This window comes from Streptomyces sp. NPDC090045, assembly GCF_044747975.1.
Lineage (GTDB): Bacteria > Actinomycetota > Actinomycetes > Streptomycetales > Streptomycetaceae > Streptomyces.
The window spans coordinates 67,416-90,925 of the sequence record NZ_JBIVFA010000009.1 but is presented as its reverse complement, the minus strand read 5'-3'; the positions used below and the strand labels follow the sequence as shown (position 1 = coordinate 90,925).

The 23,510-nt window shown below is 72.5% G+C and carries 18 protein-coding genes and 2 riboswitches; of the genes, 10 read left to right on the top strand and 8 right to left on the bottom strand.

Translation table 11 applies throughout. The features are described 5' to 3' along the window. The first annotated feature begins 1 nt into the window (after position 1). Both ACIPYQ_RS23670 and ACIPYQ_RS23665 read left to right on the top strand, forming a co-directional pair. Positions 2 to 505: a hypothetical protein gene (locus ACIPYQ_RS23670; RefSeq protein WP_401254451.1), complete on the top strand. Its 504-nt coding sequence runs from the start codon at positions 2 to 4 to the stop codon at positions 503 to 505. Between the two features lie 143 nt (positions 506 to 648). Continuing rightward, positions 649 to 2,223, top strand: coding sequence for an alpha/beta hydrolase (locus tag ACIPYQ_RS23665; RefSeq protein ID WP_401254448.1), 1,575 nt, complete (start codon positions 649 to 651; stop codon positions 2,221 to 2,223). 65 nt (positions 2,224 to 2,288) lie between these two features. Here ACIPYQ_RS23665 and ACIPYQ_RS23660 read toward each other — a convergent pair whose 3' ends face one another. After that, complete coding sequence (locus tag ACIPYQ_RS23660; protein WP_401254445.1) at positions 2,289 to 2,738, bottom strand: SRPBCC family protein; 450 nt, start codon at positions 2,736 to 2,738, stop codon at positions 2,289 to 2,291. Between the two features lie 117 nt (positions 2,739 to 2,855). After that, positions 2,856 to 2,999: riboswitch (cobalamin riboswitch) on the top strand. 147 nt (positions 3,000 to 3,146) lie between these two features. Between ACIPYQ_RS23660 and ACIPYQ_RS23655 the strand changes: the two genes are divergently transcribed. Further along, the gene (locus tag ACIPYQ_RS23655) at positions 3,147 to 3,635 is read left to right on the top strand and encodes a DUF4430 domain-containing protein (protein WP_401254442.1); all 489 of its coding nucleotides are present in this window, start codon (positions 3,147 to 3,149) and stop codon (positions 3,633 to 3,635) included. A 136-nt stretch (positions 3,636 to 3,771) separates the two neighbouring features. Here the strand turns inward: ACIPYQ_RS23655 and ACIPYQ_RS23650 are convergent, their stop codons facing one another. The 3 genes from ACIPYQ_RS23650 to aceA form a co-directional block, all read right to left on the bottom strand. Beyond that, the gene (locus ACIPYQ_RS23650) at positions 3,772 to 4,659 is read right to left on the bottom strand and encodes a 3-hydroxybutyryl-CoA dehydrogenase (RefSeq protein ID WP_401254439.1); all 888 of its coding nucleotides are present in this window, start codon (positions 4,657 to 4,659) and stop codon (positions 3,772 to 3,774) included. Next, positions 4,656 to 6,254, bottom strand: a complete 1,599-nt coding sequence (gene aceB, locus ACIPYQ_RS23645; protein ID WP_401254436.1) for a malate synthase A — start codon at positions 6,252 to 6,254, stop codon at positions 4,656 to 4,658. Before aceB ends, ACIPYQ_RS23650 begins: the two co-directional genes overlap by 4 nt. A 121-nt stretch (positions 6,255 to 6,375) precedes the next feature. Then, positions 6,376 to 7,662 carry an isocitrate lyase gene (gene aceA, locus ACIPYQ_RS23640; protein ID WP_361764326.1) on the bottom strand — a complete coding sequence of 429 codons (1,287 nt, stop codon included), beginning with the start codon at positions 7,660 to 7,662 and terminating at the stop codon, positions 6,376 to 6,378. A gap of 390 nt (positions 7,663 to 8,052) precedes the next feature. Between aceA and ACIPYQ_RS23635 the strand changes: the two genes are divergently transcribed. Beyond that, positions 8,053 to 9,456: a short-chain fatty acyl-CoA regulator family protein gene (locus ACIPYQ_RS23635; protein WP_401254432.1), complete on the top strand. Its 1,404-nt coding sequence runs from the start codon at positions 8,053 to 8,055 to the stop codon at positions 9,454 to 9,456. Between the two features lie 43 nt (positions 9,457 to 9,499). Here the strand turns inward: ACIPYQ_RS23635 and ACIPYQ_RS23630 are convergent, their stop codons facing one another. Next, entirely contained in the window at positions 9,500 to 10,414 is a 915-nt protein-coding gene (locus ACIPYQ_RS23630; RefSeq protein WP_401254430.1) for a cobalamin-binding protein, read from the bottom strand. A gap of 63 nt (positions 10,415 to 10,477) precedes the next feature. Then, a riboswitch (cobalamin riboswitch) is annotated at positions 10,478 to 10,656 on the top strand. A gap of 212 nt (positions 10,657 to 10,868) precedes the next feature. On the opposite strand from ACIPYQ_RS23630, the gene ACIPYQ_RS23625 reads away from it, so the two are divergent. Genes ACIPYQ_RS23625 through ACIPYQ_RS23605 form a run of 5 tightly spaced genes read left to right on the top strand, consistent with a single transcriptional unit; the run spans position 10,869 to position 16,288 of the window. Further along, positions 10,869 to 12,368, top strand: a complete 1,500-nt coding sequence (locus tag ACIPYQ_RS23625) for a CoA-acylating methylmalonate-semialdehyde dehydrogenase (RefSeq protein ID WP_401254427.1) — start codon at positions 10,869 to 10,871, stop codon at positions 12,366 to 12,368. Next, positions 12,365 to 13,519: an acyl-CoA dehydrogenase family protein gene (locus ACIPYQ_RS23620; RefSeq protein ID WP_401254424.1), complete on the top strand. Its 1,155-nt coding sequence runs from the start codon at positions 12,365 to 12,367 to the stop codon at positions 13,517 to 13,519. The genes ACIPYQ_RS23625 and ACIPYQ_RS23620 overlap by 4 nt, the downstream gene beginning before the upstream one ends. Beyond that, complete coding sequence (locus tag ACIPYQ_RS23615) at positions 13,516 to 14,619, top strand: enoyl-CoA hydratase/isomerase family protein (RefSeq protein ID WP_401254421.1); 1,104 nt, start codon at positions 13,516 to 13,518, stop codon at positions 14,617 to 14,619. Before ACIPYQ_RS23620 ends, ACIPYQ_RS23615 begins: the two co-directional genes overlap by 4 nt. Then, entirely contained in the window at positions 14,616 to 15,518 is a 903-nt protein-coding gene (mmsB, locus tag ACIPYQ_RS23610; RefSeq protein ID WP_401254418.1) for a 3-hydroxyisobutyrate dehydrogenase, read from the top strand. The genes ACIPYQ_RS23615 and mmsB overlap by 4 nt, the downstream gene beginning before the upstream one ends. Further along, complete coding sequence (locus ACIPYQ_RS23605; RefSeq protein ID WP_401254415.1) at positions 15,515 to 16,288, top strand: enoyl-CoA hydratase; 774 nt, start codon at positions 15,515 to 15,517, stop codon at positions 16,286 to 16,288. The genes mmsB and ACIPYQ_RS23605 overlap by 4 nt, the downstream gene beginning before the upstream one ends. 42 nt (positions 16,289 to 16,330) lie before the next feature. On the opposite strand, the gene ACIPYQ_RS23600 is transcribed toward ACIPYQ_RS23605, so the two are convergent. Both ACIPYQ_RS23600 and ACIPYQ_RS23595 read right to left on the bottom strand, forming a co-directional pair. Then, positions 16,331 to 16,744, bottom strand: coding sequence for a PaaI family thioesterase (locus ACIPYQ_RS23600; RefSeq protein ID WP_361764302.1), 414 nt, complete (start codon positions 16,742 to 16,744; stop codon positions 16,331 to 16,333). A gap of 55 nt (positions 16,745 to 16,799) precedes the next feature. Beyond that, complete coding sequence (locus tag ACIPYQ_RS23595) at positions 16,800 to 18,824, bottom strand: FAD-dependent oxidoreductase (RefSeq protein WP_401254411.1); 2,025 nt, start codon at positions 18,822 to 18,824, stop codon at positions 16,800 to 16,802. 212 nt (positions 18,825 to 19,036) lie between these two features. Between ACIPYQ_RS23595 and ACIPYQ_RS23590 the strand changes: the two genes are divergently transcribed. Continuing rightward, on the top strand, positions 19,037 to 20,401 hold the full coding sequence (locus ACIPYQ_RS23590) for an alpha/beta fold hydrolase (protein ID WP_401254408.1): 1,365 nt from the start codon (positions 19,037 to 19,039) through the stop codon (positions 20,399 to 20,401). Positions 20,402 to 20,444: 43 nt separating this feature from the next. On the opposite strand, the gene ACIPYQ_RS23585 is transcribed toward ACIPYQ_RS23590, so the two are convergent. After that, a complete protein-coding gene (locus ACIPYQ_RS23585; protein ID WP_401254405.1) occupies positions 20,445 to 23,468 on the bottom strand; it encodes an alpha-mannosidase in 3,024 nt (1,007 codons plus the stop codon). Positions 23,469 to 23,510 lie beyond the last annotated feature (42 nt).

Below are 23,510 nucleotides of genomic sequence, written 5' to 3'. Positions count from 1 at the left end.
CATGCCCTCGTCCACCTACCGCCGTACCCGCCGGACGGGCCCGTCCCGTGCGGCCCTCGCCGCGCTGTGCCTCACGGCCCTCCTGTGCGGCGGCTGCGGCACGGGGAAGGCGGCCGCACACCGCACCCCGGCGTCCGCCCCCCAGACCTCGATCGAGGAGATCGCCACGGCCATCGGCTGCACCGCCCAGGTGAGCGTGGAGGCGGACGAACTGCGGCAAGGGGGCTGCGAGACCGGGCAGGGCGGCTCCTACCGGATGGTCACCTTCGCCGCTGAGAAGGGGCTTCGCTCCTGGCTGGCCGAGGCCCGGGCCTACGGCGGCATCTATCTGGTCGGGGACCGGTGGGTCGTCACCGCCCGTTCGGAGGATGCCCTGGTGGCGGTGCGCGGCCGGCTCGGCGGCTCCCTGGAGACCGGCGACACGCACGCCGGCCCCGCGGAGCATGCCGGCCCTTCCGAGCACGGCGAACCCTCCGCGCACGCCGAGCACTCCGCCCATCCCTGAACCTCCACTGCTTTTCGGCCACTTGTTCTGGTTTCAGCTCATTCATGAGGAGCACAAGGTACGACCCTTCGGGATGATTCGGCAGGCCCTCCACGTACAACAAGGTGGACCTGTCAGCGACTTCACCGAAAGGAACCGCCTTCGTGCGCCTGAAACGCTTCGCACCGCTGCTCGCCGCCGCCGGACTCGTCGCGTCCACCGTGCCCCTGCTGTCCGCGACCCAGGCATCGGCCGCCCCGGCATCGGACCACCTGCGGCAGAAACCCGCCTGGCAGCGCTGCAGCCCCGAGCTGCCGGCCTCGTACGAGTGCGCCACGCTCAAGGTGCCGCTCGACTACCGGCGTCCCGACGGGCAGACGATCGACCTCGCCATATCCCGGATGAAGAGCGAGAATCCGGCCAAGCGGCACGGCGCCATGCTGCTGAACCCCGGTGGCCCCGGCGGTTCCGGGCTGGACCTGCCGCTGATGATGAACGAGGCGATGCCCAAGGAGGTCCGCGAGCAGTACGACCTCATCGGCTTCGACCCGCGCGGGGTCGGCGCCAGCAGCCCGATCACCTGCGGACTGGACGACGCCGAGCAGGACTTCAACCGGGCCTACCGCCCGGAGACCTTCGGCTCCGACGTGACCTGGGCGCGCACCGTCGCCGACAAGTGCCGCGAGAAGGCCGGTTCGGTGCTTCCGTACATCACCACCCGCAACACGGCGCGCGACATGGACACGATCCGCGCGGTGCTGGGCGAGCGCAAGCTCTCGTACCTGGGCTACTCGTACGGGACCTACCTCGGCGCGGTGTACTCGCAGATGTTCCCGGACCGTACGGACCGCTTCGTGCTCGACAGCGGTGTGGACCCGCAGCGGATCTGGCGCGGCATGATCCAGGTCTGGGCCACCGAGGCCGAGCCGGCGTTCGCGCGGTGGACGCAGTGGGCGGCGGAGCGGTCGGCGGAGCACCAGCTGGGTGACAGCCCGAAGGCCGTGTCCGAGACGTTCTGGGGGCTGGTCGCGCGCGCCGACAAGGAGCCCATCGACTTCGAGGGCATGAAGATCAACGGGGACATGATCCGCTCCGCACGCGGGGTGTTCTTCTACCCGGCGCAGGCCACTCCCCTGGTCGTGGCCCTGAAGGCCGCGGCCGAGGGCAAGCCGCTGCCCGCGGGCACGACGCCGACCGAGATGAAGCGGCTGCTGACCGGCGGCGCGGCTGCCGAGCCCGCCTCGGACAACAGCACGGCCGTCTTCTGGGCGGTGGCGTGCGGGGACACCGGCAGCTGGCCCCGCTACACGGAGCAGTACGAGCGGGACGCGGCGAAGGACAAGGCGAGGTACCCGCTGTACGGGGACTTCGCGTCCAACATCAAGCCGTGCGCCTTCTGGGACCGGCCGGTCGAGGCGGCCACGCCGATGAACAAGAAGGCGAACGTGCTGACCGTGCAGAACGAGTGGGACTCACAGACCCCGCTCGTCAGCGGGCAGGGCCTGCACCGCGCGCTCAAGGGCTCGCGGATGGTGCTGGCGGCCGGCGGTGAGGGCCACGGGGTGTACCTCGCCGACCCCACCTCCTGCGCCAACGCGCCGGTCCACGCGTACCTGACCACGGGCAAGCTGCCCGCCCAGGACGTGACCTGCCAGAACCCGGCGAGCGCCGCCGAGCAGCGCGGGGCCGTGGTCCCGTCGAAGCCGCTGCCGATCCCGGCCGGGCCCGGGCGGTTCTGACACCGTCCGGACGACGCCAGCTCGGCCGGACGGACGAATGGCCGGACGAACGGGCGAGTGGACGGTCAAGCGCGGGACGCCTCCGCGGCAGCCTTGATACGGCGGCCGAAATCGGGGGCGTCCTTGCGCGCGGCGCTCGCCGCGAGGCCGACGAGCAGCTTGCCGAGGCCGTGGCCGTGCAGGGTGTTGAAGATCCGGACCCGGGTGCGGCCGCCGGGGAGGGCTTCGAGGTCGTAGCCGCCCTCGGCGGTGACCAGGTTCTTGCTCTGCTCGGTCCAGCGGATCAGGTGCGGCGGGTCGAAGCCGACGATGCGGAACTCGCGGGCGGTCTTCATCCCGGCGTCCTTGACCGTGCTGCGGAAGACCGTGCCGAGGGCCGTGGGGCCGTCCGGGACCCTGGTGATCTCCTGGACGCGCGGACTGAAGTCCGGATCGTTGCGCCCGTCGGCGAGGTAGGCGAAGACCTCCTCGACCGGCCGGTCGATCTCGACGCTCGCCTCGAACTGTCCGGACATGTCAGCTCCTCGGTGTGACTGCACCTGTGATCCACGATCCCAGAACGCCACCCGGTGCGCGCGCCGGGGGCGAGTACCGGTGATCGCTGGTGGGACCGGGGCGCCTGCCCCTACGATGCCTCTGGTCAGGTACATGCCCGACCCATAACTGAATGCCTGCGCGACTGGGGGAAGCCGGTGTGATTCCGGCGCTGACCTGCAACCGTGTGCGGCGCATCCGCGTCGCGAGTCGGACAACCCAGCGTGTGGTGCGTACGGCTTCCCACTGTCACGGTCTGCAGCACGAAGCCCTGAGCCCAGGCTCACCGCTCACCTGTGTCCGCTTTCCCGGGCCCGGGACCGCGGTGTTGCCCAGGGCGATCGGGGCCGGCGGCGCACGACCTCGAGTTCACGCCAGGAAGGCACTCCATGCGCCAGACCCTCGCCCGCCGCGCCCTGATCACCACGGCGGCCCTCGGGCTCGCCCTCGCCACGGCGCCGGCCGTCGCGCACGCCGAGGCCGCCCCGAACACGAACAAGAAGATCAACGTGTCCCTCACCGTGCAGGGTCCCGACGGTCTGCTGTTCAAGGGGAAGGTCAACACCAAGGGACACGACGTCACCACGGCGACCGGCGGCACGCACAAGTGCGACGGCACCAACGGGGCGGCGAACCCGACGGCCGTGCCCACCCCGACGGCCGCGCTCGACGACGCCGCCCGCCGGAACTACTTCGCCTGGGACGGCACCTGGTACGCGTCCTTCGACGACTTCTCGGTGGACTCCATCAAGAACGTCAGCGGCGGCGGATCGGCCTACTGGAGCATATCGGTCAACGGCACCCCGACCCCGGTCGGCGGCTGCCAGTTCAAGCTGAAGGCGGGCGACGAGGTGGCCTTCACCTGGACCGCCTTCTAGAGCAGGCCGGAGGAAGCGTCCGCCGGGACGGAGCGCCTCCCGACGGGAGCGCGGAGCGGCTCACCGGGCCGCTCCGCGCTCCTTGTCCGTGCCGCCGGGGTCCCTCAACCCCGCAGCGGCACCACCGGGTCCCTCATCAGCCCCGGTCGTATGTGTGGAACCCGCGGCCGCTCTTGCGGCCCAGCAGCCCCGCCTGCACCATCCGCTGCAGCAGCGGGGGCGGGGCGTAGAGCGGCTCCTTGAACTCCTCGTACAGGGATTCCGCGATGGCCGCGACGGTGTCCAGGCCGATCAGGTCGGCGAGCTTGAGCGGGCCCATGGGGTGGGCGCAGCCCAGCTCCATGCCGGTGTCGACGTCGGCGGCGGTGGCGAAGCCGGACTCGGCCATCCGGATGGCCGAGAGCAGGTACGGGACCAGCAGCGCGTTGACGACGAAGCCGGCCCGGTCCTGCGACTGGACCGTGGTCTTGCCCAGGGATTCCCGGGCGAACGACTCGACCGCGGCCAGTGTGTCCGCCGAGGTGTGGAGGGAGGAGACCACCTCGACCAGGGGCAGGACGGGGACGGGGTTGAAGAAGTGCAGTCCCACGACCCGGTCGGCGCGGCCGGTGGCCATGCCCAGCCGCATGATCGGGATGGCGGACGTATTGGTCGCCAGAATGGCTTCGGGGTCCTCGACGATCTTGTCGAGGGCGGTGAAGATCTCGGTCTTGGCCTCGGGGTTCTCGGTGACGGCCTCGATGACCAGCTGCCGGTCGGCGAGGTCCTCCAGGTCTCCGGTGAACACCAGCCGGGCCAGGGCGTCCTCGGCGGTGAACCGGTCCAGCTTGCCCCGCTGGACGGCGCGTTCGAGGGAGACGGCCACCCGCTCGCGGGCGGCGCGGGCCGCGGTGGCATCCGCCTCGGCGACGACGGTGTCCAGGCCGGCGCGGGCGCAGACCTCGGCAATGCCGGCTCCCATCTGCCCGCCTCCGACGACCCCGACGCGCAGGACCCGGGTCGGCTGCCGGGCCGGGGCGCTCACGCGGTCACCTGCACGGCGGCGGTGCGGACCAGGTGGCGGGTGTACGCCTCGGGGGTGAAGAACGCGGGCAGCTGCACCGAGAGCGCGGTGTCGACGAAGACCTCACGGGCTTCGAGGACCAGGGCCTGCGGGTCCTCGGCCTCCAGGGCGGCGCACTCGGCGTCGAGGAGATCGGTGAGCGTGCGCCGGTCGACGCGGTCGTGGCGGAGCCACTGCCAGATCTGCACGCGCGCGATCTCGGCCGTGGCGGCGTCCTCCATCAGGCCGTACAGGGCGACGGCGCCGCTGCCGCGCAGCCAGGCGTCGAAGTAGCGCAGGGCCACGGCCACGTTGGAGCGGATGCCCTCGGAGCTCGGCGGAGCGGCGATCCGGCGGACCGACAGCAGATCGGCGGCGGCCACTTCGACGTCCTCGCGCGTCCGCTCCAGCTGGTTCGGCCGCTCCCCCAGCACCCCGTCGAACACCTCGCGGCAGACGGGGACGAGTCCGGGGTGGGCGACCCAGGAACCGTCGAAGCCGTCTTCGGCCTCCCGCTCCTTGTCGAGCCGGACCTTGGCGAGGGCGGCCGTGTTGGCCTCGGCGTCCTTGCTGGGCACGTGGGCGGCCATGCCGCCGATGGCGTGGGCGCCCCGCTTGTGGCAGGTGCGGACGAGCAGTTCGGTGTACGCCCGCATGAACGGGGCGGTCATGGTGACCTTGGCCCGGTCCGGGAGCTGGAAGTCGGTGCGGTGGCCGAAGGTCTTGATCAGGCTGAAGAGGTAGTCCCAGCGGCCCGCGTTCAGCCCGGCGCTGTGCTCGCGCAGCTCGTGGAGGATCTCCTCCATCTCGAACGCGGCGGTGATCGTCTCGATCAGAACGGTGGCCCGGACCGTGCCGCGCGGGATGCCCAACAGCTCCTGGGCGAACAGGAAGATGTCGTTCCAGAGCCGGGCCTCGTACCGGTTCTCCAGCTTGGGCAGGTAGAAGTAGGGGCCGTGCCCGGCGTCGATCTGGCGCTGCGCGCAGTGGAAGAAGTACAGGCCGAAGTCCACGAGCGAGGCGGACACGGGCCGGCCGTCGACCTCCAGGTGCTCCTCGGTGAGGTGCCAGCCGCGCGGGCGCACCATGATGGTCGCGAGCTCCGTCCCGAGGCGGTACTCCCTGCCCTCCGGGGTGGTGAAGTCGATGCGCCGCTCGATGGCGTCGAGCAGGTTCAGCTGGCCGCCGATGACGTTGTCCCAGGTGGGCGCGGTGGCGTCCTCGAAGTCGGCCATCCACACCTTCGCCCCGGAGTTGAGGGCGTTGACGGCCATGCGGCGCTCCGGCGGGCCGGTGATCTCGACCCGCCGGTCCGTCAGCCCGGGCGCGGGCGGGGCGACCCGCCAGTCGGGGTCGGTACGCACGCCGACGGTGGCGCGGGAGAAGTCCAGGGGCGACCCGGCGACCAGATGGGCGGCGCGGCGGCGGCGCTCCTTGAGGATCTCCAGGCGGCGGTCCGCGAAGGCGGCGTCGAGCCGGCCGATGAACTCCAGGGCCTCGGGGGTCAGGATCTCCTCGTGGCGCTCACCCAGCGCGCCGAGGACCTGGACACTGCTGGTCAGGGGCGTGTGTGACATGCGGTTCTACTCCTCGGCGTGGGGCGGCCGGCGCCCGGGGCCGCGAGGGCCCCGGGCGCCGTCGGACGGCGATCGGAAGGCGATCGGAAGGGGCCGGCGGGAACCGCCGGGCCTCGCGCTCCTAGTGGAACTGCTCCTCCTCGGTGGAGCCGGAGAGCGCCGTCGTGGAGGAGGCCGGGTTGACGGCGGTGGAGACCAGGTCGAAGTAGCCGGTGCCGACCTCGCGCTGGTGCTTGACCGCGGTGAACCCGTGCTCCTGGGCGGCGAATTCGCGCTCCTGGAGGTCGACGTAGGCGGTCATGCCGTGCTCGGCGTAGCCGCGGGCGAGCTCGAACATGCCGTGGTTGAGCGAGTGGAAGCCGGCCAGGGTGATGAACTGGAAGCGGTAGCCCATCGCTCCCAGCTCCCGCTGGAACTTGGCGATCTGGTCGTCGTCCAGCGCCGCCTTCCAGTTGAAGGAGGGCGAGCAGTTGTAGGCGAGCATCTGGTCCGGGTGCTCGGCGTGGATCGCCTCGGCGAACTCGCGGGCCTGGGCGAGGTCCGGGGTGCCGGTCTCGACCCAGATCAGGTCGGCGTACGGGGCGTAGGCGAGGCCTCGGGCGATGACGGGCGCCATGCCGTTCTGCACGCGGTAGAAGCCCTCCGCCGTGCGCTCCCCCGTCACGAACTGCGCGTCGCGCTCGTCGACGTCGCTGGTCAGCAGGTTGGCGGCGAGGGCGTCCGTACGGGCGATGACCAGGGTGGGGACATCGGCGATGTCGGCGGCCAGGCGGGCCGCGTTGAGGGTGCGGATGTGCTGCGCGGTCGGCACGAGCACCTTGCCGCCCAGGTGGCCGCACTTCTTCTCGGAGGCGAGCTGGTCCTCGTAGTGGATGCCGGCCGCACCCGCCGCGATCATCGCCTTGGTCAGCTCGAAGGCGTTGAGCGGGCCGCCGAAGCCGGCCTCGGCGTCGGCGACGATCGGCGCCAGCCAGTCGGTTGTGTCGCCGCCGCCCTCGGCGGTGGCGATCTGGTCGGCGCGCAGCAGCGCGTTGTTGATCCGGCGCACCACCTGCGGCACCGAGTTGACCGGGTAAAGGCTCTGGTCGGGGTAGGTGTGGCCGGCCTGGTTGGCGTCGGCGGCGACCTGCCAGCCCGAGAGGTAGATCGCCTGCAGCCCGGCCCGGACCTGCTGGACGGCCTGGCCTCCGGTGAGCGCGCCGAGCGCGTGGACGTAGTCCCGCTCGTGCAGCTGGCGCCACAGGCGCTCGGCTCCGCGCCGGGCCAGGGTGTGCTCCTCGCGGACGCTGCCGGAGAGCCGCACCACGTCCTCGGCGGTGTAGGTGCGCTCGATCCCGGCCCACCGCGGGTCCGTGGCCCACCGCTGTTCGAGCTGCTGGGCCGCCGCCGTCGTGTTCGCCTCTGCCATGACCGTCACCGTCTCCATGAATCGCTTGATCTGCCAATGTTCTGGTCAGCTGTGCAAGGTGCTGGCACCGTGTGCCTCAATGTGGGATCGCGGCCGCCGGACCGACCCGTAGGCCGAACGGAGCAATGTTGCCGAGCCGCCGAGCCGGAACCGCCGGGATCTCCGACATTAGGGCATGAATCGCGCCCGGAGCGTCCGTCTCGGCCGCCGGGTCCGGCGGGCCGCAGGACAGACTCTGACAGTGGCACCGAGTGCCATCAAGGAGGGACGGATGCCAAGTTCTGCCAATCTTCACCGGCGGTTTTGCCAAGTTTGCAAACGTCGGCGGGGCGCGGATCCCGCGTAGGGTTACGGCTGTCCCCGGCACCCGAGGAGCAGGCGAGGAGCACGGTGAGCAAGACGTACGCGGGCGCGCGGCTGCGGCGGTTGCGCGAGGAACGGCGGATGAGCCAGGCGGAGCTGGCGCGCGTCCTCGCGATCTCGCCCAGCTACCTCAACCAGATGGAGCACGACTCGCGCCCGCTCACCGTCCCGGTGCTGCTGCGGCTCACCGAGGCGTTCGGCGTCGACCCGGGCTTCTTCTCGGAGCGCGACACCTCCCGGCTGGTGGCCGACCTGCGCGAGGCGCTCGCCGCGGAGGTCGCCGAGGCCCGGGTGTCCGCCTCGGACCTCGCGGAACTCGCCACCCGGATGCCCGCCGTCGCCTCGGTCCTGCTCGACCTCGGCCGGCGCGGCCAGCTGCTCGCCGAGCGGCTGGCCGGGGCCGCGGACGGCCGGGACGGCGCGCTCGACCTCCCGCGCTCACCGCACGAGGAGATCCGCGAGTTCTTCTACCGGCGGCAGAACTACCTGCACGACGCCGACCTCGCCGCCGAGGAGCTGGCCCGCGAGGTGGGGATCCGTCCGGGGGACGTCGTACGCGCCCTGTCGGCGCGGCTCACGGACCGGCACGGGGTGCGCCTCGCGGCCGATTCGGACCGGCTGCACCACTACGACGAGCGCTCCCGCGTCCTGCACATCTCCAGCCGGCTCCGGCCGGGCCAGCAGGCCTTCCGGCTCGCCACCCAACTGGCCCTGCTGGAGTACGGCGAGGAGCTGGACGCCCTGGCGGCGGAGGACTTCCCGCCCGGTTCCGCGACCCACGGCCTGGCCCGGATCGGCATCGCGAACTACTTCGCCGCGGCGCTGATCCTCCCGTACCGCGCCTTCCACACGGCCGCGGAGGAGTTCCGCTACGACATCGAGCGGCTCACCGACCACTTCGGCCTCGGCTACGAAACCGTCTGCCACCGCCTCAGCACCCTGCAAAGGCCCAGGCTGCGTGGGGTCCCCTTCTCCTTCGTACGCGTGGACCGGGCTGGGAACATGTCCAAGCGACAGTCCGCCACCGGATTCCACTTCTCCCGGGCGGGCGGCACCTGCCCGCTGTGGAACGTCTACGAGGCCTTCGCCGCGCCCGGCCGCATCCACGTCCAGGTCGCGGCCATGCCCGACGGGCAGCGCCACCTGTGGACCGCCCGCGCCGTCACCCGCCACCGGGGCGGCTGGGGCGAGCCCGGCAAGACCTTCGCCATCGGCCTCGGCTGCGAGATCCGGCACGCGTCCCGCCTCGTCTACTCCGACGGGCTCGACCTGGACAACACGGCGGCGGCCACGCCCATCGGCATGGGCTGCCGCCTCTGCGAGCGCCTCGACTGCCCCCAGCGGGCGGTCCCGCCGCTCGGCCGCACCCTCGCCGTCGACGAGAACAGCAGCACCTTCATCCCGTACCCGGTCACCGCGGAACGCGGCTGAACGGCGCGGCGGGGCACAGCGCGGCGCAGCCCGGCGTGGCGGCTCAGTCCAGCCGCCGGGCCTCCGCCGCGGTCACGGGCTCACCGGCCCGTACGGAGTGCAGCACGTGGGCGAGCACCTCCGCGCCGCGCACCACGCGCGGCCCGGGCCGGTTGAAGTACGCCGGCCCGTCGAGGACCCAGACGGCGCCGGAGCGTACGGCGGGCAGCTCGTCCCAGCCGGGCAGGGAGGTGAGCAGCTCCCGCTCCCGCAGGGTGCGTTCGGGCGGGAAGCCGCAGGGCAGGACGAGGAGCACGTCGGGGCGTGCGGCGACGACCTCGTCCCAGGTCATCGCCTTGGTGTGCTCCCCCGGCGAGGCGAGCAGCGGCTCGCCTCCGGCGCAGTCGATCTGTTCGGGGACCCAGTGCCCGGCCGGCCACAGCGGGTCGAGCCATTCGACGGCCACCACCCGGGGCCGGGCGCGTCCCGCGGTCAGCCGCCGCACCCCCGCGAGCCGTGCGCGCAGTTCCCCGCGCCGCCGCTCGGCCCGCTCCCGTACGCCGAGCAACTCCCCCACGGTGACCAGGCAGTCCAGTACGTCGTCCAGGGTGCGGGGCTCCAGGCTGAGCACCCGCGGACCGGCGTCGAGCACCCGGACCGCCTGCGACACCCCGCGGTAGGACACGGCGCAGACGTCACACAGGTCCTGGGTCAGCACCACGTCGGGGGCGAGGGCCGCCAGGGCCGCGGTGTCGAGGGTGTAGAGGGAGGATCCGGAGTGCGCCGCGCCGCCCACGGCGTCGGAGATCTCCCGGCTGCTGAGCGTCTCGGCGGAGAATTCGGCCGCGGTGACGACCGGGACACCGGCGACCGCCTCCGCCGGCCAGTCGCATTCGTGGGTGCGTCCCACCAGGTCACCGGCCAGACCGAGCTCGGCGACGATGTCGGTGGCGGCCGGCAGCAGGGAGACGATGCGCATGCCCCGACTGTAGGCGCACCGCTGTGCACGGGGTGGTGGGGTGGACTTACTAGGACGTCCAACTATATGTTCGTTGAACAAGGTCCGCGGTGCAGGGAAGCCGGTGAGAAACCGGCACGGTCCCGCCACTGTGACCGGGGAGTGTGCTGCCATCCACACGCCACTGACGAGGTCTGTCGGGAAGGCGGGCGGCACGCGGGGATCCGGGAGTCAGGATACCGGCCGCGGAACGTTCCGTGTTGTCCACGAGGATGGAGCAGACACGCATGGCACCGGTCCGTACCCACGACCCTGGTGATCCGGCGGAGCGAGCGGCGACCCCCGCGTTCAGGTAGCTCTCGGCGGCCGACGAGCCGCCGTGTCCCACGGCGTTCCCTGCGGCGCACCCGACCCGGGTGCGGCCGCCGGTCCGCCGTGCCGTCCCCGGATCCACACCTGACGAGAGCAGGCAACCATGGTCCGCGAACTCACCCATTTCATCGGCGGCAAGCACGTCACCGGAGCATCCGGCCTCTTCACCGATGTGTACGACCCCAACACCGGCGCCGTCCAGGCCCGGGTCCCGCTCGCCGGGCGCGCCGACACCGAGGCCGCCATCGCCGACGCCGAGACCGCTCAGCGCGAGTGGGGCGAGTGGAACCCGCAGCGCCGGGCCCGCGTCCTGCTCCGCTTCCTCCAGCTGGTGGAGGGCGAACGCGAGTCGCTGGCACGGCTGTTGTCGGCGGAGCACGGCAAGACCATCGCCGACGCCCACGGCGATCTCCAACGCGGCCTGGAAGTGGTGGAGTTCGCCGCCGGCATCCCGCACCTACTGAAGGGCGAGTTCACCGACAACGCCGGCGGCGGGATCGACGTGCACTCGCTGCGCAGCCCGCTCGGCGTCGTCGCGGGCATCACCCCCTTCAACTTCCCCGCCATGATCCCGCTGTGGAAGGCGGCGCCCGCGCTGGCGTGCGGAAACGCCTTCGTCCTCAAGCCCTCCGAGCGCGATCCCTCGGTGCCGTTGCGGCTCGCCGAACTCTTCCTGGAGGCCGGTCTGCCGCCGGGCGTCCTCAATGTCGTCAACGGCGGCAAGGAGGCGGTCGACACCCTGCTGGAGGACCCGCGGGTCCAGGCCCTCGGCTTCGTGGGCTCCACCCCGATCGCGGCGCACATCTACGCCACGGCCGCCGCCCACGGCAAGCGCGCCCAGTGCTTCGGCGGCGCCAAGAACCACATGATCGTGATGCCGGACGCCGACCTCGACCAGGCCGTCGACGCCCTGATCGGCGCCGGCTACGGGTCCGCCGGCGAGCGCTGCATGGCCATCGCCGTGGCGGTGCCCGTCGGCGAGGAGACCGCCGACGCGCTGGTCGCGCGGCTGACGGAACGGATCGCCGCCCTGCGCATCGGCCGGTCCGACGACCCGGACGCCGACTTCGGCCCGCTGGTGAGCCGGGACGCCCAGGACCGGGTGCGCCGCTACGTGGACATCGGGGTCAACGAGGGCGCCGAACTCGTCGTCGACGGGAGGGGGTTCACCCTGCCCGGGCACGAGAACGGCTTCTTCGCCGGCGCCTCCCTCTTCGACCGGGTCACCCCGCAGATGCGGATCTACCGCGAGGAGATCTTCGGCCCGGTGCTGTGCGTCGCCCGCGCCGCCGACTACGAGGAGGCCCTGCGGCTGCCCACCGAGCACCCCTACGGCAACGGCGTCGCCATCTTCACCCGGGACGGGGACACCGCCCGGGACTTCACCCGCCGCGTCGGCGCCGGCATGGTCGGGGTCAACGTACCCATCCCGGTCCCGGTGGCGTACCACACCTTCGGCGGCTGGAAGCGGTCCGGCTTCGGCGACCTGAACCAGCACGGCCCCGACGCGATCCGCTTCTACACCCGCACCAAGACCGTCACCTCGCGCTGGCCCTCCGGGGCGAAGGAGGGCGCGAGCTTCACCATCCCGACGATGGGATGAGCCCGGTGACCACCACCCTCACCCCCGACCAGCTCGCCCTGGCCGAGGTCACCCTCGACTTCGCACAGGAGCAGCTCTCCCCGTACGCCGTCGCCTGGGACCAGGACAAGCACTTCCCGCTGGACGTGATCCGCAAGGCGGCGGACCTCGGGCTCGGCGGCGTCTACGTCCGCGAGGAGCACGGCGGTTCGGGCCTGTCCCGCAGCGACGGGGTCCTCGTCTTCGAGACCCTCGCCACCGGGTGCCCCTCCATCGCCGGGTACCTGTCCATCCACAACATGGTCGCCTGGATGATCGACCGCTACGGTGACGCCGGCCAGCGGGCGCGCTGGCTGCCGGACCTGTGCGCCGCCCGTTCGCTGGGCAGTTACTGCCTGACCGAGCCCGGCGCCGGTTCCGACGCCGCCGCCCTGCGCACCCGGGCCGCGCGGACGGGCGAGGGCTACGTCCTGAACGGGGTCAAGCAGTTCATCTCCGGCGCCGGCGCCTCCGAGGTGTACATCGTCATGGCCCGCACCGGCGGCGCGGGGGCCGGCGGGATCTCCGCCTTCGTCGTCGAACGCGGCGATCCGGGGGTCTCCTTCGGCCCCGACGAACGCAAGATGGGCTGGAACGCCCAGCCCACCCGCCAGGTGGTCCTCGACGGCGTCCGCATCCCCGCCGACCGGCGGCTCGGGGCCGAGGGCGACGGCTTCCGCATCGCCATGAACGGCCTCAACGGCGGCCGCCTCGGCATCGCCGCCTGCTCGCTGGGCGGTGCGCAGAGCGCGCTGGACCGCAGCCTGGCGCACCTGGCCGACCGCGAGGCCTTCGGGGCGCGGCTGCTGGACGCGCAGGGCCTGCAGTTCCGGCTCGCGGACATGGCCACCGAGCTGGCGGCGGCCCGCGCGCTGGTCCGGCAGGCCGCCGACGCGCTCGACCGGGGCGACCGGCTGGCCCCGCAGCTGTGCGCGATGGCCAAGCGGTTCGCCACCGACACCGGCTACACGGTGGCCGACCGCGCCCTGCAACTCCACGGCGGTTACGGCTATTTGAGCGAGTACGGCATCGAGAAGATCGTCCGCGACCTGCGGGTGCACCAGATCCTGGAAGGAACGAACGAGGTCATGCGCATCATCGTCGCCCGCGGGCTCACGGAGGCCGTGCGATGAGCACCGAAGCCGCAGCCTCCGAGGCCGCCGACGGCTCCGACCAGGTCCTCGTGCACACCGCCGGACGCGTCGGCCGCCTCACCCTGAACCGTCCCCGGGCCCTCAACGCGCTCACCCGCGCCATGGTGCTCCGCGTCGAGGAGGCGCTGGCCGCCTGGGAGTCCGATCCCGCCGTCGAGGCCGTGGTCATCGGCGGCGCCGGCGAGCGCGGGCTGTGCGCCGGGGGCGACATCCGCTCCATCTACGAGGACGCCCGCTCCGGTGGCACCGCCTCGGCGGACTTCTGGCGGGACGAGTACCGCCTCAACGCCCGCATCGCCCGCTACCCCAAGCCGTACGTCGCCCTCATGGACGGCATCGTCATGGGCGGCGGCGTCGGCATCTCGGCCCACGGCACCGTCCGCATCGTCACCGAACGCTCCCGCGTCGCCATGCCCGAGACCGGCATCGGCTTCGTCCCCGACGTCGGCGGCACCTGGCTGCTGTCGCTGGCGCCCGGGGAGCTGGGCACGCACCTGGCCCTGACGGGGACGGCGATCGGCGCGGCGGACGCGCTGCTGTGCGGGCTCGCCGACCACTTCGTGCCCGCGGAGCACCTGCCCGCGCTCGCCTCGGACCTGGCGCGCGACTCCGTACACGAGGTACTGGAGCGGTACGTCGCGCCCGCGCCCGGCGGCGTGCTCCCCGGCCATCGGGAGTGGATCGACCACTGCTACGCCGCGGACACGGTGGAGGAGATCGTGGCCCGCCTGTCCGGCAGCGGTGTGCCCGAGGCGAAGGAGGCCGCCGACACGCTCCTGGCCAAGTCGCCGACGGCGCTCAAGGTGACCCTGGCCGCCCTGCGCCGCGCCCGCGAACTGGGGCCGCTGGAACGGGTGCTGGAGCAGGAGTACCGGATCTCCTGCGCGGCCCTGGCCTCCCCCGACCTGGTCGAGGGCATCCGCGCCCAGGTCATCGACAAGGACCGCAGCCCGCGCTGGACCCCGGCCACCCTGGCCGAGGTCGCCGGCGCGGACGTGGAGCGGTTCTTCGCCCCGCTCGGCGAGGGACGCGAACTGCGCCTCGCCGGGACCGACTTCCCTCAGGAGGTGCCGTGGTGAGCAGTACCGTCGCATTCATCGGGCTCGGCCACATGGGCGGCCCGATGGCCGCCAACCTGGTCACGGCGGGCCACCGCGTCCTCGGCTTCGACCTCGTACCGGACCTGCTGGCCGCCGCCGCGGCCACGGGCGTCGAACCCGCGGACTCCGCCGCCGGGGCGGCCGCCGCGGCGGACGTGGTCATCACCATGCTGCCGGCGGGCCGCCATGTCCTCGCTCTCTACGGGGAACAGGGGCTCCTGGCGGCCGCCCGGCCCGGCACCCTGTTCGTCGACTGCTCCACGATCGACGTGGCCGACGCCCGCACGGCGCACGAGGCCGCCGTCGCGGCCGGACACCGGGCACTCGACGCCCCCGTCTCCGGCGGGGTGATGGGGGCCGAGGCCGCCACGCTCACCTTCATGGCGGGCGGCGGGGCCGGGGAGTTCGCCCGGGCCGAGCCGCTGCTGTCCGCCATGGGCAAGAAGGCGGTGCACTGCGGTGCGGCCGGGGCCGGCCAGGCGGCGAAGATCTGTAACAACATGATCCTCGCCGTGTCGATGATCGGGGTCAGCGAGGCCTTCGTGCTCGCGGAGAGCCTCGGCCTGGACCACCAGGCCCTGTACGACGTCGCCTCCACCGCCTCCGGCCAGTGCTGGGCGCTCACCGTCAACTGCCCCGTCCCCGGGCCCGTTCCGACGAGTCCCGCGAACCGTGACTACCGGCCCGGCTTCGCCGCACCCCTCATGGCGAAGGACCTCGGCCTGGCCGCGAACGCCCTGCGGGCCGGCGGTGTGGACGCGCCCCTGGGCCTCAGGGCCGCCGAACTGTACGCCGCATTCGCCGAGGGAGAGGGCGCCGGTCTGGACTTCTCCGCGATCGTCCGCACCCTCCGACCGCAGAACGGAACCCCCGCATGACCTACGAGACCATCCTGCTGGAGCGCAAGGGCCGGGTGGCCGTGCTCACCCTCAACCGGCCCGACGCGCTCAACGCCCTCAACCTGAAGGTCATGACCGAGGTCGTGGCCTCCGCGGAGGAACTGGACCGCGATCCGGAGGTCGGCTGCATCGTCCTCACCGGTTCCGCGAAGGCCTTCGCCGCGGGCGCCGACATCAAGGAGATGCGGCCGCAGAGCTACATGGACATGTACCTCTCCGACTGGTTCACGGCGTGGGACCGGCTCGGCCAGGTCCGTATGCCGACGGTCGCGGCGGTCTCCGGATACGCGCTGGGCGGCGGCTGCGAGCTCGCGATGCTGTGCGACGTCCTGCTGGCCGCCGACACCGCGGTCTTCGGGCAGCCCGAGATCAAGCTCGGGGTGATCCCCGGCATCGGCGGCTCCCAGCGGCTCACCCGGGCCGTCGGGAAGGCCAAGGCGATGGAACTGTGCCTGACCGGCCGCACCATGGACGCCGCCGAGGCGGAGCGGGCCGGGCTGGTGTCGCGGATCGTGCCGGCGGACGAGCTGCTCGCCGAGGCGCTCGCCGTCGCCGAGACCGTGGCGGGGATGTCCAAGCCGGTCGCGATGATGGCCAAGGAATCCGTGAACCGTGCCTTCGAAACCACCCTCGCGGAGGGGGTGCGCTTCGAACGGCGGCTGTTCCACGCCGTGTTCGCCACCGCCGACCAGAAGGAGGGCATGGCGGCCTTCGTGGACAAGCGCCCGCCGGGGTTCGTCCACGGCTGAGCCTCCGGGCGGGCCCGCGAGAGCCTCGCGGGCCCGCCCGGATCAGCCGAGCAGCGCGTAGACGGTCGAGGCCGTGGCGGCCGGTTCGTCCGAGCCCTCGGGGGTGAGCGTGATGTCGGCGAAGGCCATCCGCTTGCCGAGCTTGGTGACCCGTACGTGGATCAGGAGGTCGGCGCCGACCACCGGCCGCTGGAAGCTCGTCGACTGCTGGACCGTGGTCATCGGCCCGTAGCCGCCGCGGGCGGCGGAGATCGCGATGACGGTGGCCGTGTCGGCGGCCGCCATCATGGCCTGCCCCGAGAGGCCGCCGCCGTCCCGGGCCAGCTCCCCGGACCAGGGCAGGCGCAGCACGGCGTGCCGCTCGCCCGTCTCCTGGACGGTCAGTCCGAGGGCGAGCACCCAGGGGGCGAAGTGGTCGGCGAGGATCTTGTCTGCGTCTGCGGCTGAGAACGTCACCGGGAAATTGTGGCGGCCGGGCCGGACCGCCACAATCCCCTTCGGCCTGCGGATCTCAGAGCGCGGCGGCCAGTTCCGTGCCCTGCCGGATGGCCCGCTTGGCGTCGAGCTCGGCGGCCACGTCGGCGCCGCCGATCAGGTGCGCCTCGACACCGGCCGCGCGCAGCGCCTCGTACAGGTCGCGGCGCGGCTCCTGGCCGGTGCACAGGACCACCGTGTCGGCGGGCACGAGGCGCTGCTCCCCGTCGACGGTGATGTGCAGGCCCTCGTCGTCGATCCGGTCGTACGCGGCTCCGGCGACGGAGACGACCCCGCGGTGCTTGAGCTCGGCGCGGTGGATCCAGCCGGTGGTGGTGCCGAGGTCCTTGCCGACCTTGGTGGTCTTGCGCTGGAGGAGGTGGACCTGGCGCGGCGGCGCGGGGCGCTCGGGCTTCGCGAGCCCGCCGGGGCCGGTGTACGCGGTGTCCACGCCCCAGTGGCGGAAGTAGACCTCGGGGTCCTGTGAGGCGCCCTCGCCGCTGTCGGTGAGGAACTCGGCGACGTCGAAGCCGATGCCGCCGGCGCCGACCACGGCGACGCGCTCGCCGACGGGGGCGCCGTCGCGCAGTACGTCGAGGTAGCTGACGACGTTGGCGTGGTCCACGCCCTCGATGTCGGGGGTGCGGGGGGTGACGCCGGTGGCGACGACGACCTCGTCGTAGCCCTGGAGGGTCTCCACGTCGGCGCGGGTGTTCAGGCGGACCTCCACGCCGGACTCCACGAGCTGGGTGCCGAAGTAGCGGATGGTCTCCTCGAACTCCTCCTTGCCGGGGATGCGGCGGGCGATGTCGAGCTGGCCGCCGATGTGGCCGGAGGCCTCGAAGAGGGTGACGGCGTGGCCGCGTCCGGCGGCGGAGACCGCGCAGGCGAGACCGGCCGGGCCGGCGCCGACGACGGCGACGCTCTTCTTGGTCCGGGTCGGGGACAGGACGAGCTCGGTCTCGTGGCAGGCGCGGGGGTTGACCAGGCAGCTGGTGATCTTGCCGCTGAAGGTGTGGTCGAGGCAGGCCTGGTTGCAGCCGATGCAGGTGTTGATGGTCTCGGAGCGTCCGGCCGCGGCCTTGGCGACGAAGTCGGCGTCGGCCAGGAAGGGGCGGGCCAGCGACACCAGGTCGGCGCGCCCGTCGGCGAGCAGTTCCTCGGCGATCTCCGGGGTGTTGATGCGGTTGCTGGTGACGAGCGGGACGCTCACCGCGCCCATCAGCCGCTTGGTGACCCAGGTGTAGGCGCCGCGCGGGACGGAGGTGGCGATGGTGGGGATGCGGGCCTCGTGCCAGCCGATGCCGGTGTTGATGATGGTGGCGCCGGCCGCCTCGATCTCCTTGGCGAGGTGGACGACCTCGTCGAGGGTGGAGCCGCCGGGGATGAGGTCGAGCATGGACAAGCGGTAGATGAGGATGAAGTCCTCGCCGACGGCCGCGCGGGTGCGCCGGACGATTTCCAGCGGGAAGCGGACGCGGTTCTCGTACGTGCCGCCCCAGCGGTCGGTGCGCTTGTTGGTGGCGGCGGCGATGAACTCGTTGATCAGGTAGCCCTCGGAGCCCATGATCTCGACGCCGTCGTAGCCGGCGAGCTTCGCGAGGCGGGCGGCGCGGACGAAGTCCTCGACGGTGCGCTCGACCTCGGCGTCGGTGAGCTCGTTCGGCACGAAGGGGCTGATGGGAGCCTGGAGGGCGCTGGGGGCGACCAGGTCCTTGTGGTAGGCGTAGCGGCCGAAGTGGAGGATCTGCATCGCGATCTTCCCGCCCTCGGCGTGCACGGCCTCGGTGATCACCCGGTGCTCGGCGGCCTCGTCCTCGGTGGTGAGGCGGGAGCCGCCCTCGAAGGGGCGCCCGGCGTCGTTCGGGGCGATGCCGCCGGTGACGATCAGGCCGGCGCCGCCGCGGGCGCGCTCGGCGTAGAAGGCGGCGAGGCGCTCGAAGCCGCCCGCGTGCTCTTCGAGGCCGGTGTGCATCGACCCCATGACCACGCGGTTCGGCAGGGTGGTGAAACCGAGGTCCAGGGGGCTCAGCAGGTGCGGGTACCGGCTCTGGGAACTCATGAGGGGCGCCTCCTCGCGCGGGGGTGATGACCCTGTTCTAGCGAGGGGCGGCTGGTTTTGCAACTAGGTGCATAACCGGATGCCCGCGTCGCACCCCGCCATCCCAGGGCCCACGGGGCCGGCCCTCACGTACCTGTGGCGGAGTTCACGCCGGCGGCGCGGCCCGGGCCCCGCCGGGCGGACGGACGGCCGGCGCCGGTAGCGTCGGCCGGATGATCGAAAACCACTCCTTGATCGTGAACGGCCTCCCGTTCGGGTACCAGGTGGCAGGGCCCGCGGACGGCGATCCGCTGGTGCTGCTGCCCGCGCAGGGCGACTGGGCGTCGCTGCGGGACGAGCTCGCGCGCAAGCGCCGGGTGTACGTCCCGGACATGAGCAACCACGGCGGCGAGACCGAGGCGTATCCGTATCCGTCCTCGCAGCGGTTGTGCGACGAGCTGCTCGCCCTCCTGGACGCGCTCGGCCTCGACCGGGTGGACCTCGCCGGCCGTGCGAAGGGCGGGGAGGCGGCCTACCTGGTCGCACAGGCCCAGCCCTGGCGGGTGGCCCGGCTGGTCCTGGAGGAGGTCTGGGCCCCGCTCCCCTACGCCGGCCGCGGGAAGATGCGGCCCGAAACCACTGACGTGGACTGGTTCCAGCTCCCGGGGGACCCGTCCCTGCCCGAGCCCGATGAACTGGACGGGTTCCGGCGGATCACCGCACCGACCCTGGTCCTGGCGGGCGGCCCCGCGAGCCATCTCCGGCAGGACGTCCTCGCGGAGATGGCCCGCCGGATACCCGATGCGCGGCTGACCACGATCCCCGTGGGACACCTCGTCCACGCGGCCTCACCGCAGGAGTTCGTACGGTCGGTCGTGGAGTTCCTCGACGAGCTGCCCGACAGCGAATCGGCCCGGCTCTGGCTGGCCGAGCGCGGCGTGGTCCGGACCGGCGAGGACTCCTGGACGGACGGGGAGTCCGAGGAGGGCCGGCTCACCTCGAACGAGGTCGCCCACCGGTGGGCCGCGGCGGCCGTCGGGGACGACTCCGTCGACATGGAGCACCGGCTGCGGCTCGGCTTCGGCTTGGTGGACCTCCTGGACGAGTACCGGGTGACCGCCGAGATCGGCTTCGCCGTCCGGGGCACCGAGGATCCGGGCACGACCCGCGCGCTCTGGAACGGCTACCGCAGCCGGCTGGATGCTCCGGCGGCCTGCGAGGCGATCGTCCACTCCCTCCGGGTCGACTGGTTCGAGGACCGCGACACCGCTGAGACGGCCTTCACCGAGGTCCTCGGCAAGGACATCACACAACTGCGGCCGGACACCCCGGAGCCCATGCTGCGCCGCGCCCAGCGCGTGCTGGAATCCTCCGGACCGGTGCCCTGGCAGGTCAAGGCACTGGCCTACCGGGCCGCGGCCCGGGTGCCGGCCCTGCGCGAGGCGGTCTTCCGGGGCATCCTGCACAGCCACCACGACGTGTACGGCGATCTCGATCCCGTCCGGGCGCACGCGCTGCTCGACCAGATGGAACTCCCGGAGGACACCGAGCACCTGGCCGAGCTGCGGAGCGCACTGAAGAGCGGGCCCCGGCCCTGACGGCCGGGACGGGGTCGTGGCCGCGGCCCACCCCGGGCGGCGGTCAGACCCGGTGCAGGCGGACCGTGACGATCTGGAACGGGCGCAGGGTCAGGGGGACCGCACCCGCCGGGGTGGGGGCGCCCACCGCCGAGCCGGCCAGCGGGCGTTCCAGCAGGTCGCTCTCGACCGCCGCCGAGATGGGGAAGTCCGCCGTCAGGACTGCCGTCGCACGGCCCCCGCGGGACTCGTAGAGGCGCACGACCACGTCACCGCTGCGGTCCTCGGCCAGTTTCACCGCCTCCACGACCACCGCGTCCTCGTCGACGGCGAGCAGCGGGGCGACCGGGCCCGCGCCGGTCACGGTGCGCTCGGGCAGGTTCAGCGCGTGGCCCTCGCGGACCGCGTCCCCGATCGACGCGCCGGGCGCGAGGGAGAACCGCAGGGTGTGGGCGCCCTGGTCGGTCTCCGGGTCGGGGTAGCGGGGGGCCCGCAGCAGGGAGAGCCGGACGGTGGTGGTCTGACCGCCGTCGCTCCGCACGTCCCGGGTGACGTCGTGCCCGTACGTGGAGTCGTTGAGCAGCGCGACCCCCCAGCCGGGCTCCTCCGCGTGGATCCATCGGTGGGCGCAGATCTCGAACTTGGCCGCCTCCCACGACGTGTTGGTGTGGGTGGCCCGGTACACGTGCCCGAACTGCGTCTCGGAGGCGGTCCGTTCGGCCTTCACGTCCAGCGGGAAGGCGGCCTTGAGGAACTTCTCCGTCTCGTGCCAGTCCACGTCCGTGACGATGTCCACCGTCTTGGCCCCGGCCCGCAGGGTGACCGACTGGACGGCGGTGGAGGAGCCGAAGGAGCGGGTGACCCGGACCGTGGCGGCCGCCGGCCCGCTCTCGGTGACCTCCAGGACGTCCACGTCCACCAGGTCCGTCACCCGGTTGCGGTAGAACGCGTCGATGTCCCACGCGTCCCACATATTGGGGAAGTCCGGGTGGATCTGCAGCAGGTTCGCCGCGGTCCCCGGAGCCACCGTCTCGCGGCGCGCCTCCAGGTCGTAGACGGAGACGATCAGCCCGCGGCCGTCGATCTCCACCAGCAGCCGGCCGTTGGCCAGCACGTGCCCGCCGCCGTGCCGCTCCTCCACCGTGACCGGCTCCCCGGCCCCGGCCGGGCGCCCCGCCCCGCCGGCCGGGACACCGCGCCGGGCGTGCGGGGCGCAGTTGAAGACCAGCTCCTCGCCGCCCTCCCCGGCGAGGGCCAGCTGCGCGGCGAGGGTGATCCCCCGGAGTTCCTCGCTCAGCTTCGCGTACGTCTCGCGCGCCTCGCGGTGCACCCAGGCGATGGAGGAGCCCGGCAGGATGTCGTGGAACTGGTGCAGCAGCACCGTCTTCCAGATCCGCTCCAGGTCCTCGTACGGGTACCCGTACCCCGGCACCCTGACCGCGGCGGTGGCCGCCCACAACTCGGCCTCGCGCAGCAGTGATTCGCTGCGCCGGTTGCCCTGCTTGGTCTTGGCCTGGGAGGTGTAGGTGCCGCGGTGCAGCTCCAGGTAGAGCTCGCCCGCCCAGACGGGCGCGTCCTCGTACTCGGCGCGGGCCTTCTCGAAGAAGGCGTCCGGGCGCTCGATCCGCACCTTCGGGGAGCCTTCGAGGTCCCGCTGGCGCTTGGCGCGGGCCAGGTGTTCGCGGGTGGGTCCGCCGCCGCCGTCACCCCAGCCGAAGGGGGCCAGCGACCGCGAACCACGGCCCTTCTCCCGGTAGTTGCGGGCTGCGTGCGCCAGCTGGGCGCCGCCGAGGTCGGAGTTGTAGGTGTCGACGGGCGGGAAGTGCGTGAAGACGCGGGTGCCGTCGATGCCCTCCCACCAGAAGGTGTGGTGAGGGAAGGCGTTGACCTGGGACCAGGAGATCTTCTGGGTGAGGAACCACCGGGAGCCGGAGAGTTTGACGATCTGCGGCATCGCGGCGGTGTAGCCGAAGGAGTCGGGGAGCCAGACGTTGTTCGTCTCGATGCCGAACTCGTCGAGGAAGAACTTCTTGCCGTAGAGGAACTGCCGGGCCATGGCCTCGCCGCCGACCATGTTGGTGTCGGACTCCACCCACATGCCGCCGACCGGCACGAACTGCCCGTCCGCGATCTTCTTCTTGACCCGCTCGAACAGCTCCGGCCGGTAGGTCTTGATCCAGTCCAGCTGCTGGGCCTGTGACATGGCGAAGACGAACTCGGGGTGCTCGTCCATCAGGTTGGCCATGTTGGACGCGGTGCGCGAGACCTTGCGCACCGTCTCGCGCAGCGGCCACAGCCAGGCGGAGTCGATGTGGGCGTGGCCGACGGCGCTGATCCGGTGCGCGGAGGCGCCGGCCGGGGCGGCCAGCACCCCGGCGAGCTCGGCGCGGGCGGCGGCCGCCGAGCCTGGGACGTCCGTCAGGTCCACCGCGTCCAGGGCGGAGCCGATGGCGTGCAGGATCCCGTGGCGCCGGGCGTCCCCGGTGTCGAGCTGGACCATCAGGTCGTAGAGGACCTCCAGGTCCTGGACCAGTTCCCACACCTCGGTCTCGAAGACGGTGAGGTCCATCCGGGCGAGCCGGTAGAGCGGCTGGTCGCCGCTGGTCAGCCGGTCGCCCTCGTACGTGACCGCGTGGTCGACCAGGACCGGGTTGGAGGCGGCCTCGACGTACCATTCGACGCGCTCGCCGCCCTCGGCGCGGTCGGCGACGCGGACCCAGTCGTTGTACGGGTTGAGCGCCTTGATCTCGCCGCCGTCGGCCCGGTGGACCAGGCCCTCGCACTGGAAGCCGGGCATCATCCGGTCGAAGCCGAGGTCGAGGACGGCCTCGACGGTACGGCCGGCCCAGTCGGCCGGGACGGTGCCGGTGACCTTGAACCAGGTGGTGCCCCAGGCCGGGCCCCACGGGTCGCCGATCGCGCAGGGCCCGTACGGGGCCGCCAGGCCCTCGGCGACGGGGACGGGCTCCCCCGGGGCCTCCCAGCGCTCGACGGTCAGCGGGAGCGGGCGGGAGTGGACGGCGGGCTTGATCCGCTCCTTCAGGACCCGGCGGAGGCGGTGCTCGGTGATGCTGCGGTCGTCGTGCATGACGGCTGCTCCAGGGACTGGGTGGTCGGTACGGACGGCTGG